Here is a 14592-nt window from a genome sequence, read left to right as displayed (position 1 = left end):
CGGTTTTTAATTGTGCTACAATCCACCCTGTAGATGGAATTTCCTGCCTTCTTCACCCTGGTGGTTATGATTCTCGCCGCAGCGCTGTTTATCAGCGAACGGGTGCGTCCCGATCTGGTGGCGCTGATTGTGCTGGTGTTCCTGGGAATCGGCGGGATCGTCACCCCCCAGGAAGCCTTTGCCGGTTTTAGCGGCTCGGCGGTCATCACCATTCTGGGCATTTCCATTCTTTCCGAAGCCCTGCGTCAGACGGGGGTAACCCGCTGGCTGGGGACGCACATGCACCGCCTCGGTGCCAGAACCGAAAAGCACCTGATTCTGACCACCCTGCTGGTCTCGGCGGGGCTTTCTCTGCTGATGAACAACATCGCCGTCGTGGGGGTGCTGTTGCCTGCCGTGCTGGGGCTGGCGCGGCGCAGTCATACCTCGCCTTCGCGGCTGATGATGCCCCTCGCCTACGGCACTGCCCTGGGGGGCATGGCAACCCTGCTGACCACTGCCAACCTTATTGTCAGCAACGCCCTCAAAGATGCCGGGTATGCCCCCTTTGGTTTGCTGGATTTTTTCCCGGTAGGCGCGCCACTGGTAGTGCTGGGTGCCGTGTATATGGTTACGCTGGGCATACGCCTGATGCCACACTACACCCACGAGGATGATACGCTTCCCCAGCAACTGCACGAAAAACTCAGTCAGTTGTACGGGCTGACCCGCCGCCTGTATGAAATTGAGGTGCTACCCACCTGCCCGCTGGCCGGGCAGACTCTGCGCGAGGCACGCTGGCTTCAGCGCACCGGCTTGCGCATTCTAACGGTGCGTCCGCAGGGACGCATCAACCTGCCGCCCTTTCCGGGGATGCGGGTTCACCCCGGCGATGTGCTGGTAGTACAGGGTATCCTTCAGATGGAACAAATGGATGCCCTGGGCTTGCGCTTCCTTCGCGCCCTGCCCGACCTGCAGCCCATTGCCGAAAGCGGGCTGGCGCTGGCAGAGATCATTGTCTCGCCGCACGGCGGGTTGATCGGACGCACTCTGCAGGAAGTGCACTTCAACGAGACCTATCAACTGCAGGTACTGGGCATCTGGCGCGAGGGTGCGCCGCTGCTGGACGACCTTGGAAGCGTCCGCATCCGCGAGGGCGATACCCTGCTGGTGCAGGGAGCCGCCGAGCGTTTGCATCTCCTGCGCCACAACTCCGACTGGATTGTGCTGGAAGAAGACCCCGACGCTCCGCTCAAACCGGAACGGTTTGGCTTATCACTGGGAATTACCGCGCTGGCACTGGGAACCGCTGCATTCAATCTCCTGCCTGTATCGCTGGCGGTGTTTGGAGGTGCTGTCCTGCTCCTGCTCACCGGCTGTCTGGACATGCAGGAAGCCTACCATGCGGTAGAATGGAAAGCCATCTTCCTCATCGCCGGGATGTGGCCCCTCAGTACGGCTATGCGCACCAGCGGGCTGGTCAACGACCTTCTTCAACCGCTGATGGGGGGCATGGGCCAACTTCCGGTGTGGATGGTGGCGCTGATTCTCATCGTACTGGCGTTCATCTTCACCCAGATCATGAGCGGGCAGGTTGCCGCCCTGGTACTGGCGCCGGTCGCCATCACTGTTGCCAGTCATCTCCATCTGGATGCGCGGGCGCTGGGCATGGCGGTGGCGCTGGGTTGTTCGCTCTCCTTTCCCACCCCTTTCGGGCATCCCGTCAACGTGCTGGTGATGACCCCCGGCGGCTACACTTTCCGCGATTACTTCCGTGTGGGTATGCCCCTCACCCTGCTGGCGATTGTTTTCATTTTGACAGGATTACATTTGTTCTGGGGAATTTAAACCATTCGCCCCGCCTGACGGCGGGGCGATTTTCCTTTTAGTACAGTTTCTTATTATCAAACGTTTGCAGGGCTTTCAGGTAGTTTGCCCGTTCAAAGGCGGCAGGTTCTGCCACTGCTTTCTGGCTCATACTACCCTGCATCTGACGGACGGATTCGTACTCAAAGGTATCCATCCAGGCGTTCATGTCGGCAAGGATTTCCTCAATGCGTTTCAAACCGTTTTGGAGCAGTTCCGAAGCCAGCATGGTCACTCTGGCGCCAGCCATCATGGCTTTGAGCACCGCCTGAGCATCATGCACGCCTGAAGTAAGCGCCAGATCGCAGGGCACACGTCCGTAGAGGATGGCTACCCAGCGCAGGGGCAGGCGCAGTTCAGCGGGGGTGCTGAGTTGCAGGGCTGGTACGACCTCCAGCGTCTCAATATCCAGATCGGGCTGGATGAAGCGGTTGAACAGCACCAGTCCTTTAGCGCCGGCGCCTGCCAGACGTTTTGCCATGTTGGGAAGGGCAGTGAAGAAGGGGCTGAGTTTAACTGCCACCGGAATGCTCACCCGGCTGCACACCTCCGACACCAGATCCACGTAGTTCTGCTCCAGTTCCTGGGCGGTGATGTCGGGGTCGGTGGGAATGTAGTACATATTCAGTTCCAGCGCATCGGCGCCGGCTTCCTCGATTTTACAAGCGTAATCCACCCAGCCGCCCGCCGAAACGCCGTTCAGACTACCGATGATGGGGATGTTCACGGCTTCTTTGGCTCGGCGGATGAGATTCAGGTACTCTTCCGGACCAACGTTGTAATTTTCCAGATCGGGAAAGTAACTGAGCGCCTCGGCAAAGGACTCGGTGCCGCGGTTAAGGAAATGATCCAGCGCCAGGCTTTCGTGGGTGATCTGTTCCTCAAACAACGAATACATCACCACGGCAGCGGCGCCTGCCTCTTCCAGTCGGCGGATACCCTCCAGTTTCTTGGAAAGCGGAGATGCCGAAGCCACCACCGGATTTTTCAGTGTCAATCCCAGATAGGTTGTCGTTAAATCTGCCATAATTCCTTCCCTCCTGTTCAGTTTCCTGTACCGATCATTACAAAGAAGTGAAACCGCTGAATCCATTGCCGGCTTTCACCTGACGGGGCTCCCCTCATGGGGGGAACGCCTTCGCAATGACATCGGATTATCTTTTCAAAAGGTGCCATTATTTACGGTAAGAGAGGCGCCTCTCACAGACAAGCCCATGAGAGGCGCCCTGGTACGGGCTTTAATCGTTCCCGTTGGATTTATATTGAATGGACGCCATTTGCTTGTAGAGTTCCCAGCGTTTGCGGGCGTCTTCGCGCGCCTGCTGCATCAGCATCTCGGCACGGGCTTCATCTGCCTGAACGAGCATGCGGTAGCGCGTCTCGTTATAGGCATATTCCTGGACATCCACCGTCGGATCTTTGGAGTCGATGATGAGCGGATTCTTGCCTTCCAGCGCGAGCATCGGGTTATAGCGGTACATAGGCCAGATGCCAGAGTTGACCGCCAGTTTCTGCTGATCCAGACCTTTGCGCATATCAATACCATGAGCGATACAGTGACTGTAGGCAATGATCAGCGAAGGACCTTCGTAAGCATCCGCCTCGAGGAAAGCGCGCAGGGTCTGTTGATCGTTAGCGCCCATGGCAACGCGCGCCACATAGACGTAACCGTAGGACATGGCGATCATGCCCAGATCCTTCTTGGGCAAACCCTTACCGCTCATGGCAAATTTGGCAACCGCAGCGCGCGGGGTGGATTTGGACGCCTGACCACCGGTGTTGGAGTACACCTCGGTATCCAGCACCAGAATATTGACGTTGCGCCCGGACGCCAGCACATGATCGAGACCGCCGTAGCCGATGTCATATGCCCAGCCGTCACCACCGACAATCCACACGCTCTTGCGAACCAGATAATCGGCTACATTCAGCAGATTGAAAGCGCGCGGGTCTTTGATGCCCTTGAGGATTTCCTTCAGCGCGGCAACGCGTTTACGCTGTTCACGGATGCCCGCCTCAGTGCTCTGGTCGGCTTCCAGAATGGCGGCACTCAGGTCATTCCCCACCAGTCCGGAGAGATCCGCCAGCAGTTCGCGGGCGTACTCGTTGAGTTTGTCAATGGTCAGGCGGAAGCCAAACCCAAACTCGGCGTTATCTTCGAAGAGCGAGTTGGACCAGGCAGGACCGCGCCCCTCGGCGTTCTTCGTCCACGGTGTGGTGGGCAGGTTGCCGCCGTAAATCGAGGAACAGCCGGTGGCATTGGCAATCACCGCACGATCGCCGAATAACTGCGAGAGCAGTTTGACGTAAGGCGTCTCGCCACAGCCTGCGCAGGCGCCAGAGAACTCAAACAGCGGGCGGAGCAATTGCGAATTCTTGACCGTGGTAGGCGAAATCGCCGTGGGATCAACATCCGGTAAAGAGAGGAAGAAGTTCCAGTTCTCGCGTTCCTGTTCGCGGAGGGGCGGTTGAGGCGCCATGTTGATGGCTTTGCGCCCGACCTGAGTCTTATCTTTGGCAGGACAGGCTTCCACACACAGCGCGCATCCGGTGCAGTCTTCGGGCGCCACCTGAATGGTGAATTTCGAATTGGGGAATTCCTTGAACTTGGCATCGGTGGACTTGAAGGTTGCCGGAGCATTTGCCAGCAGTTCCGGCTCGTACACCTTCATGCGGATGACCGCATGCGGACACACCATGACGCATTTACCACACTGGATGCACAAATCGGGCTCCCAGACGGGGATTTCCAGCGCGATGTTGCGCTTTTCGTACTGGGCGGTTCCGGTCGGGAAGGTACCGTCTACCGGCATGGCAGATACGGGCAGGTTATCACCCTCAAAGACCATCATCGGCGCCAGCACTTCGCGCACAAACTCAGGCACATCGGGACCTACCGCCGGGCGGCGGCTGAAGGTGCTGGTGACCTGATCGGGCACTTTGACCTCATACAGGTTTGCCAGGGTGTGATCCACCGCCTCGAAGTTTTTCTGCACCACGGCTTCACCACGCCTGCCATAGGTCTTTTCAATGGATTTCTTAATTTCGGCAATGGCTTGATCGCGCGGCAGGACACCAGAGATGGCGAAGAAGCAGGTCTGCATGATGGTGTTGATGCGCTGTCCCATGCCGGTGCGGTTGGCGACTTCGTAGGCATCAATGACGTAGAACTTCAGTTTCTTCTCGATGATATCCTTCTGTACCTCGCGCGGCAGGTGATCCCAAACCTCATCCGGTCCGTAAATGCTGTTCAGCAGGAAGACTGCGCCGGGTTTGGCGTAGCGGGTAATATCCAGCCGCTCCAGGAACGAGAACTGGTGGCAGGCAACGAAATCGGCCTGACGGATGAGGTACGGAGCGCGCAAAGGTTTGGGTCCAAAGCGCAGGTGTGAGATAGTCACCGAGCCGGATTTCTTGGAGTCGTACACGAAGTAGCCCTGAGCGTGGTTTTCGGTTTCCTCGCCGATGATCTTGATGGAGTTTTTGTTGGCGCCCACTGTACCATCCGAGCCCAGACCAAAGAAGACACACTGCACAGTGGAGGAGTCGAGGATTTCTAAGTCGGGGTCGTACTCCAGGCTGGTGAAGGAGACATCATCAACGATGCCCACAGTGAAGTGATTCTTGGGCTGGTTCTTCTGGAGTTCATCGAATACGGCTTTGACCATGCCGGGGGTGAACTCTTTGGAAGACAGACCATAGCGTCCGCCAATAACGGTGGGCATGGTCTTGAAGGGAGCAAAGCCACCCGCCAATCCTTCGGCGATGGCGGTAACCACATCCTGATACAGGGGCTCGCCCGCCGAACCGGGTTCTTTGGTACGGTCAAGGACGGCAATGGCTCGGGTAGTGGCAGGAAGCGCTGCCAGCAGGTGCCTGGCGGAGAAGGGACGGTACAGGTGCACGGTAACCACACCAACCTTCTCACCGCGATTCACCAGATATTTAGCGGTTTCCTCGGCGGTTTCAGCGCCAGAGCCCATCAGGATGATGACGCGCTCGGCATCCGGTGCGCCAGCATACTCAAAGAGGTGATACGCCCGCCCGGTCAGTTGGGCAAAGCGATCCATGGTCTTCTGAACGATTTCCGGGCAACGGGCATAGAAGGGGTTGACTGTCTCACGTCCCTGGAAGTACACATCGGGGTTCTGGGCAGTCCCGCGCAGGACGGGATGATCGGGGCTGAGGGCGCGCTTGCGGTGCTCGGCGATGAGTTCATCGGAGATCATTGCGCGCATGTCGTCTTCGGTGAGTTCCTCGATCTTCTGTACTTCGTGAGAAGTGCGGAATCCATCGAAGAAATGCAGGAAGGGCACGCGAGATTCCAGTGTAGCGGCATGGGCGATGAGCGCCATATCGTGGGCTTCCTGCACCGAGCGCGAAGCCAGCAGTGCAAAGCCAGTCTGGCGAGTAGACATCACGTCGGAATGATCGCCAAAGATGGAGAGCGCCTGCGCCGCCAGAGCCCGCGCTGAAACGTGAATCACCAGCGGAGTGAGTTCACCGGCGATTTTGTACATATTGGGAATCATCAGGAGCAAGCCTTGCGAAGCGGTGAAGGTGGTGCACAAAGCCCCGGATTGCAGTGCGCCATGCACCGCACCGGCGGCGCCGCCCTCAGATTGCATTTCCACCACCAGCGGCACAGTTCCCCAGAGATTCTTGACCTTCTTTGCCATCCATTCATCCGACCACTCTCCCATGGCGGAAGAAGGGGTGATGGGGTAAATGGCAATGACTTCGCTGGCGCGGTAAGCAACCCGCGCAACCGCCTCATTGCCATCCAGGGTAATTTTTTGACGATTGCTCATAACCACACTCCTGTAAAAATTATTTCAGATATATGATTCTGCCCCCTGCAGATATCTTTGCGTTTTCACTGGTCTGGACAGGTTAAGACCCGTCAATCTAAAGAGTTTATGTCCAAACATCTAAATCGGATAGTAATATATTTCTTAACAAAAAACGGGATTTGTCACAAAACCTCTCAACCATTTTTTTAGACACAATACCTTCCTGTGAGTACAAAGTGCCCACCGACACTGACTTCTTTTTCAGCGGCGCAGAATTTTGATAAAAACGTTGCGGTCTCCCTATGAAAAAAGAGTAATGCGCCCGGCACTGTGATAAAAACGCCGGTACGCGGCAGTCTCATCCAGCGCAGTCTGCAACTGTTTCTGGAAAACGGGCGCTTCACCGGTTGGCTGACGCGTACCCTCGGAAAGCGTCACGCCGGTATCGGTAAAACGCACACGCACGAAACCGCAGGCTTCCAGATAGCACAACCCCAGGCGTACTGCCGCCTCGCTTTGCGCCGTCAGACCTGCCAGTTTTTCCAGCGTGACGGTGCGGTTCTGCTGCAGGATAAACTTGACCAGACCAGCCAGCCGTTGCAGGAAGGCATCCATCCCGGCGGTTTGCGGATCCACACCAAACAGCACCACCCGATGGGGTTTAACCTGCTCCATCACCTTGCGCAGAACATGGTTGGAAGGCGGGGGCGTCCAGATGATGAGCGTTTCGGCGGGCTGCAAGGCAGTGCGGTCGCGAGCATGCTCACGCAGTCGATCCAGTGCCTCGGCTTCGCCCCATACCTGCGCCATGGGATCTTCTGTCAGCAGGCGTTCCAGAAGCGGCAGGGGGTGCGCCTCGTCCCGGTGATCCTCCACCTCGAGCAAGCCGTACAGGTCAATCTGTTCCATCTGATGAGGACGCCAGTCCAGCCACTCCACCTGCACGCCGCGACTACCCTGATAGGTGGAAGCCCGCAGGGTACAGGCAAGGTCAAACCAGCCGTCAGGCAAATCGTAGCCAGCACCTCCCCACCACAGGACTTCACGCTCGTTACCGGCACGGTCCTCGATGGTAATGCGCAGATGGTCATCATTTCGCCCGATGGTAATGACATTGTTGATACGCACATCCAGCACCAGCAAGCCCGGGGTGGGGTTGCCGGGGCCAAACGGTGCCAGGCTTTCCAGGGCTTCGGCAACGTCCAGATGGATCTCTTCCAGGCGCAAAACGGCTTCCAGTTGCAGGGTGCGTTCGGGTAAGCCGCCCTGCGCATCCAGTTGCGCCTGCACCTGCCGCGCCAGACAGTTGCGCAAGGCAGGCAGTTGATCCGCCATCAGGGCAAGCCCTGCCGCCATGGGATGCCCACCAAAGCCTATCAGGAGGTCTTTACAGGCGCTAATGGCGGCGGTGATGTCCACCCCTTCAATGGATCGCGCCGACCCACGCAGCATGCCGCTTGACGATCCGCTGAGCAAAATGGTCGGACGATGATAGCGCTGCACCAGTTGCGCCGCAGCAATGCCCACCACTCCGGGGGCCCATTCGGGGTTATCCAGAATCAGCACCGGCGAGCGCAGGAGGGACGAATCGGCGCGCAGGCGGTCTTCCGCCGCTGCCAGCACCTGTGCAGTAAGGAATTGACGGCGGGCATTGAGGATTTCCAGTTCCCCTGCCAGCACCCGCGCCCGCTCTTCATCCTCTGTGGTGAGCAGTTCCACGGCTGGATTGGCATCGCCCAGCCGCCCCAGTGCGTTGAGACGGGGCGCCAGCACAAAGCCCAGATGTTCTTCATTTAACCATAGGGGCGAAACTTCAGCGCGATCCAGAATTGCCCGCAAGCCCACGCGTTTGCCGCGGCGCAGTACCTGTAATCCCCGCTGAAGCAGGTAACGGGTATCGTCGGTTTGCAGGGCAACATCCGCGACAATGCCCAGCGCCACCAGATCGAGCAGGTCATTTGCCCGTTCTGGCTGGCCGGCGCGCGTCAACAGCGCCAGTGCCAGTTGATACGCCACCCCCACCCCCGGCAAACCGGTCATGGGGTGGCTTTCGGGGAGCAATCGCGGGGTCAGATGCGCCAGTGCGGGCGGCAGATCTTCACCCAGCAGGTGATGGTCGGTGACGACGACTTCCAGACCATGCTGGCGGGCATATTCCAGCGCCTCAAAGGCAGTGATGCCGGTGTCACAGGTGATCATCAAATCGGCACCCTGCGCGAGGATGCGTTCCAGGTAGGGAATGTTGACACCATGCCCTTCTTTCTCCCGTACCGGTACATGAAAGCGCGGATTGGCTCCCAGCCAGCGCAGCGTTTGCACCAGCAGGGAGGTGGCAGTCTGTCCATCCACGTCAAAATCACCCCAGATCCAGATGCGTTCGCCGCCGCGGATCGCTTTAAAGATGCGCTGACAGGCGATTTCCATGCCGGGCAGGTCTTCTGGGGGCGCGGGCTGATAGAAATCCGGATCAAGGAAGGCACGGGCGCGCTGTGGATCGGTAATGCCGCGGTGAGCCAGAATGCGCGCCACCAGCGTTTGACCGCCCGTCACCTCCAGCAAAGCGGGGGGAATGTGGTTCTCGACCGGTTCAATCCACTGGAACATACGCTCATTATATCTGAGGGCAGGCGAATGAGGCAGGTTTAAAAAGCAGGCAACCACGGTCATTTTGAAGTGGAAAGGCAACCTGTCCCGTACGCGCCTGGCACCCCTTCGGGAAAAGCGATGGGTGAAGGAGAAAAATTGTCAGGCTGTTGCCAGAATTCCCCCCGGAAAAGGCTTTGATGAATTTTTTTTCAGAAAAAGTCTGTGCAAACCATGGAAAAATTTGTGCTTTTTTAGAAATTGTACTAAAATGATATAGATTGAAACCTTGAAACTATAACCTGATTCCGTTAAAATTTATTTTAAGGTATGTTCATGCCCCCAGTGCATTGAGCAACATCCTGTAAACACTGAACAACAAGGAAGGAGATTGGCGATGGACGTAATCAAAGTAAAGGCAAATTCGCGCACTGCGGCGGTTGCGGGGGCAATTGCCGGGGTCATACGCGAACATAAGCATGCCGAAGTGCAGGCAATTGGCGCCGGAGCGGTCAATCAAGCCATCAAAGCACTCGTACTGGCAAAAGGGTATCTTGCAGAAGACGGAATTTCCATCGTCGCTGTACCGGAGTTTGTGGACGTTGAAATTGATGGCAAGGTTCGCACCGCCATTAAACTCATTGTCGAGCCACGCTAATCGTCGTTCCTGCGATTAGATCTGAGCGATTTCCTGCGGGTCGAAGATTACTTCTTCTTTCCCGGCAAGTTTTTCGTTGATTTTGCGCACCACCAGTTCTAAATGACGGGGGTGCGCAACGTAATTTAAGTGGTCGGCGGGCACGGTGAGTACCGGGCAAAGGGTGAAGGACTCAATCCAGTGCTCGTAAAGGTCGTTGAGCGCTTCCAGATACTCGCGGGAGATGCCACGTTCGTAATCGCGGTTGCGCCGGGCAATGCGTTCCATCAGGGTTTCCGGGCGGGCACGCAGGTAAATGACCAGATCGGGCGGGGGCAGAAACTCCACAATGCCCTGATAGAGGGCGCGATACGTGGCGTAATCGCGCTCGCTCAGGTAGCCTTGCCGGTACAGGTTGGCAGCGAAGATTTCGGCATCTTCGTACACCGAGCGGTCCTGCACCACCGATCCGGGGAAAAGGATGATCTGGCGATGAATCTGAAGGCGGTTGGCAAGGAAGAAGACCTGTGAGTGAAAGCCCCACGCCGCCATATCCTGATAGAAGTCCGAGAGATAGGGGTTGTGCGCCTCGGGCTCGTAGAAAGGTTGCCAGCCCAGTCTGGCACACAGCAGTTCAACCAGCGTGGATTTCCCCACGCCAATATTTCCCGCCACGGTGATATAGCGTTTCATTTCATCCCTCCTGAATGGCTATGGCAAAAGAAAAAGGCGCCATCCCGCGCGCCCTATCGGGGGATTTCCCCGTTGAGTTCCATTTGAATGACCTGCTGGAAAACTTCATACGGCTGCGCGCCAATCAGCGCCAGCCCGTTGATGAAAAATGTTGGGGTAGACTGCACGCCCAGATCGGCGGCATAGGCATAGTCCGCTTCGACCTCTTCTTTATAGCGCTGTTCGTCCAGGCATCGGGTAAAGGCATTCATATCCAGTCCCACCTGCTTGCCGATTTCTTCAAACGCGGAACGGCTGTACCCGCCCTGATAGGAAAACAGACCGTTGTGATATTCCCAGTACTTACCCTGTTCTCCAGCGCAGTTGGCGGCTTCGGCAGAGGGAGCGGCATTGGCGTGCAAGCCGTACAGGGGAAAATCACGGTACACCAGGCGCACCTGATCGCCAAACTCTTCCTGAATGCGGGGCCAGACCTCCAGATGCCATTTGCGGCAGAAGGGGCACTCGTAATCGCTGAATTCAATGATGGTGATGGGAGCATCGGCAGGACCAAAGACGGGGTCGTCATCCACAGGCACCTCGTAGCGTTTGACCTGCTCCGGAACGTCCACCACCGATCCAGCCTGTGCAAGTTGCGCCTTCAGCGTGCGAACCTCTTTCTGCAACGGGATGGCAAAGGCAAAATAAGCCACTGCAAAACCCAGGGCAAAAGCAACCGGTAACAGGTACAACCAGCGGAGATTGCGGCGCGGCGCCGCGTTCGATACCTTTAAAGGGGTGTTTTGTTCGTCCATAGGTTGATTATACCATTTTGCACGGGGTTTCCCGGGGGTGAACAGGAGGGCTATGCAAACTACGCCATGCTGTGGCAATCAGCAACATAAGGGGGAAATCGAAGGCTCACTGGGACGAATGCAAGGGAAGATAGAATGTCATCATCACATTGCCTCTCGAAAGGTTGAAACCTCATAAAAGGATTGGGACAAGAGCAACGATTCCAGCAGGCAAACCCGCAATCAAGGGAAAAGAGTATCCATCAAAGCCCTCTGAACAGGGGGTATCTTCCCCCGGATTGAGACGGATGCAATGTCCCCCATGGGCTCCACCCACAATCGAAGGAGTTTCAGTCGAAGACCCCCCGAATGGGGGGTATCCTCTAACGGATCGAGACGGGTGCAACGCCCCCGTGGGCTCAACCCACAATCGAAGGAGTTTCAGTCGAAGACCCCCCGAATGGGGGGTATCCTCTAACGGATCGAGACGGGTGCAACAATCTTTGTCTCAGTCTTTTTCTAGCCCGCCAGCGTGGTTTCAGTATCCTCTAACGGATCGAGACGGGTGCAACGCCGTTTTCCCGATGCCGGGGTCTCCCCACAGCATGTTTCAGTATCCTCTAACGGATCGAGACGGGTGCAACAAAACGAAGGGTAAGCAATCCGAACCCGAAAATTCGTTTCAGTATCCTCTAACGGATCGAGACGGGTGCAACAGTATTTGGACCTAATTTATCAAATTTGACCAGTTGTTTCAGTATCCTCTAACGGATCGAGACGGGTGCAACAACTTTTACGCAAGCCTTGCCGAGTATGCCGTAAAACAGTTTCAGTATCCTCTAACGGATCGAGACGGGTGCAACTTTCACGAGGTCGTTTTCTTCGACATATTCTGAGACAGGTTTCAGTATCCTCTAACGGATCGAGACGGGTGCAACGAAAACTCTGATATGAAAGTTTGATGTTGTTCAACGTTTCAGTATCCTCTAACGGATCGAGACGGGTGCAACTTTGATGCACATGCGGCATCACAGTTTGCATACATAGTTTCAGTATCCTCTAACGGATCGAGACGGGTGCAACAGGTGATGGTGAGTGCCTGCTGACCAGCGGTGAGGAGTTTCAGTATCCTCTAACGGATCGAGACGGGTGCAACCAGTATACGGGCTATGACGGATTAGGGCTGACTGCGTTGTTTCAGTATCCTCTAACGGATCGAGACGGGTGCAACCGCTGGTTCAGTTTGCCTTCGAAACCGTCGCGCACGTTTCAGTATCCTCTAACGGATCGAGACGGGTGCAACTTTTGGGTTGGAAGTTCAACCCATTTTTCCTTACTTGGTTTCAGTATCCTCTAACGGATCGAGACGGGTGCAACTAAATATCAACATTTTTATACAGTTCATCCCATTTACGTTTCAGTATCCTCTAACGGATCGAGACGGGTGCAACTTCGGGCTAACCCGTTGCGGAAGCGTACGTCCGCGGTTTCAGTATCCTCTAACGGATCGAGACGGGTGCAACCTAGAAACCAACGCGCGTACGAACTCCCGCCAATTGTTTCAGTATCCTCTAACGGATCGAGACGGGTGCAACAAACCAGGCACGTGGGAGTGGCGGTCAACGCGTAGATGTTTCAGTATCCTCTAACGGATCGAGACGGGTGCAACGGAGAACGCCATCAAAAAACACTGTCTAGGTGATTGGTTTCAGTATCCTCTAACGGATCGAGACGGGTGCAACAAAACTTGCTCAAAGTTATTGCCAGTGATGGAGAGGTTTCAGTATCCTCTAACGGATCGAGACGGGTGCAACAAAGAAAGTTGAGAGATTGCAGTGGTTAGGAAAAGAGTTTCAGTATCCTCTAACGGATCGAGACGGGTGCAACTGTCATCATCGACTACCTCGGGCTTGTCAATATCCCGTTTCAGTATCCTCTAACGGATCGAGACGGGTGCAACCGCTACAAGAAAACGTCATCGCAATTGCCATTCATCGTTTCAGTATCCTCTAACGGATCGAGACGGGTGCAACTGGAATGGATAAGCGTAAAAGAAAAAATGCCTGAATGTTTCAGTATCCTCTAACGGATCGAGACGGGTGCAACAAAATCATTCTCGCTGAACTCAACACAGAATTCGGGTTTCAGTATCCTCTAACGGATCGAGACGGGTGCAACTTGCTGGCACTGAAGATTCCGACTAACACCAAACGTGGTTTCAGTATCCTCTAACGGATCGAGACGGGTGCAACTCAATCCCTCAAAATAGACACATCTAACATTATTTGTTTCAGTATCCTCTAACGGATCGAGACGGGTGCAACGTTTAGCAGTCGGGTGACCAAAATGGTTGTAATTCAGTTTCAGTATCCTCTAACGGATCGAGACGGGTGCAACGGCTCACCATCCAGAATAACCGCTGTGTCGTCCGGAGTTTCAGTATCCTCTAACGGATCGAGACGGGTGCAACTGCTGTTCGCAAGAGCAAAGATGAGTTGCAGCCTAGTGTTTCAGTATCCTCTAACGGATCGAGACGGGTGCAACTAACCATTTGGTCGAATTCATTTTCGTTGAAAGAGGTTTCAGTATCCTCTAACGGATCGAGACGGGTGCAACGCAATTGGTTTTCGAGTACCATTTTTGCGACAGCGTGTTTCAGTATCCTCTAACGGATCGAGACGGGTGCAACGTCCCCGGAATGACCGGATACCACAACCATCTGACCGTTTCAGTATCCTCTAACGGATCGAGACGGGTGCAACGCACTCGTGCATGCACGTTAAAGGAACTTCGCGAAGGTTTCAGTATCCTCTAACGGATCGAGACGGGTGCAACATCTGAGGCTGCCAGAAAACTGGGTATATCCAGACGTTTCAGTATCCTCTAACGGATCGAGACGGGTGCAACTTACGGTCTTACTTGACAAACATGCTGGGACGCAAAGTTTCAGTATCCTCTAACGGATCGAGACGGGTGCAACCTGGAGCGGCTGGAAAGCCTAAGGCTGAAACTGGAAGTTTCAGTATCCTCTAACGGATCGAGACGGGTGCAACATGAAAAACCGCCCTGGCGGGGGCGGCTTCGAAAGAAGTTTCAGTATCCTCTAACGGATCGAGACGGGTGCAACAGGGACTCACCGATCGCGGTCTTGCCTTCCCGGAGAGTTTCAGTATCCTCTAACGGATCGAGACGGGTGCAACCAAGGGGAACAGGCAGCCCATCAAATTGAAGCCAGTGTTTCAGTATCCTCTAACGGATCGAGACGGGT

At 55.6% G+C, this 14592-nt stretch carries 7 protein-coding genes and 1 CRISPR repeat array (1 of these 8 only partly in view); of the genes, 2 read left to right on the top strand and 5 right to left on the bottom strand.

What is annotated here, in order from left to right:
* Positions 1-33: 33 nt before the first annotated feature.
* Positions 34-1827, top strand: coding sequence for an SLC13 family permease (locus LHF31_RS03400; protein ID WP_298005652.1), 1794 nt, complete (start codon positions 34-36; stop codon positions 1825-1827).
* A gap of 37 nt (positions 1828-1864) precedes the next feature.
* On the opposite strand, the gene LHF31_RS03395 is transcribed toward LHF31_RS03400, so the two are convergent.
* The 3 genes from LHF31_RS03395 to recJ all read right to left on the bottom strand — a co-directional run bounded on the left by LHF31_RS03395 (position 1865) and on the right by recJ (position 9242).
* Positions 1865-2872: a dihydroorotate dehydrogenase-like protein gene (locus LHF31_RS03395; protein ID WP_298005648.1), complete on the bottom strand. Its 1008-nt coding sequence runs from the start codon at positions 2870-2872 to the stop codon at positions 1865-1867.
* A gap of 211 nt (positions 2873-3083) precedes the next feature.
* The gene (nifJ, locus tag LHF31_RS03390) at positions 3084-6656 is read right to left on the bottom strand and encodes a pyruvate:ferredoxin (flavodoxin) oxidoreductase (RefSeq protein WP_303773561.1); all 3573 of its coding nucleotides are present in this window, start codon (positions 6654-6656) and stop codon (positions 3084-3086) included.
* A gap of 282 nt (positions 6657-6938) precedes the next feature.
* On the bottom strand, positions 6939-9242 hold the full coding sequence (recJ, locus tag LHF31_RS03385) for a single-stranded-DNA-specific exonuclease RecJ (RefSeq protein WP_298009160.1): 2304 nt from the start codon (positions 9240-9242) through the stop codon (positions 6939-6941).
* 376 nt (positions 9243-9618) lie between these two features.
* On the opposite strand from recJ, the gene LHF31_RS03380 reads away from it, so the two are divergent.
* Positions 9619-9879 (top strand): stage V sporulation protein S, encoded by a 261-nt coding sequence (locus LHF31_RS03380; RefSeq protein WP_013561206.1) that lies wholly within the window; start codon positions 9619-9621, stop codon positions 9877-9879.
* A gap of 15 nt (positions 9880-9894) precedes the next feature.
* On the opposite strand, the gene LHF31_RS03375 is transcribed toward LHF31_RS03380, so the two are convergent.
* Together LHF31_RS03375 and LHF31_RS03370 are read right to left on the bottom strand one after the other, a co-directional pair.
* Positions 9895-10551 (bottom strand): deoxynucleoside kinase, encoded by a 657-nt coding sequence (locus LHF31_RS03375; protein ID WP_298009156.1) that lies wholly within the window; start codon positions 10549-10551, stop codon positions 9895-9897.
* A 53-nt stretch (positions 10552-10604) separates the two neighbouring features.
* Positions 10605-11345 (bottom strand): thioredoxin domain-containing protein, encoded by a 741-nt coding sequence (locus tag LHF31_RS03370; RefSeq protein WP_298009152.1) that lies wholly within the window; start codon positions 11343-11345, stop codon positions 10605-10607.
* Positions 11346-11602: 257 nt separating this feature from the next.
* Positions 11603-14592: direct repeats of the CRISPR family, unit length 37 nt; unit sequence GTTTCAGTATCCTCTAACGGATCGAGACGGGTGCAAC; it runs 3006 nt beyond the window's last position.

The sequence above is a fragment of the Anaerolinea thermophila genome (assembly GCF_020723905.1).
Classification (GTDB): Bacteria; Chloroflexota; Anaerolineae; order Anaerolineales; family Anaerolineaceae; genus Anaerolinea; species Anaerolinea thermophila_A.
Note: the sequence above shows the minus strand (reverse complement) of the source record. Positions and strands in the feature narration are given on the sequence as shown.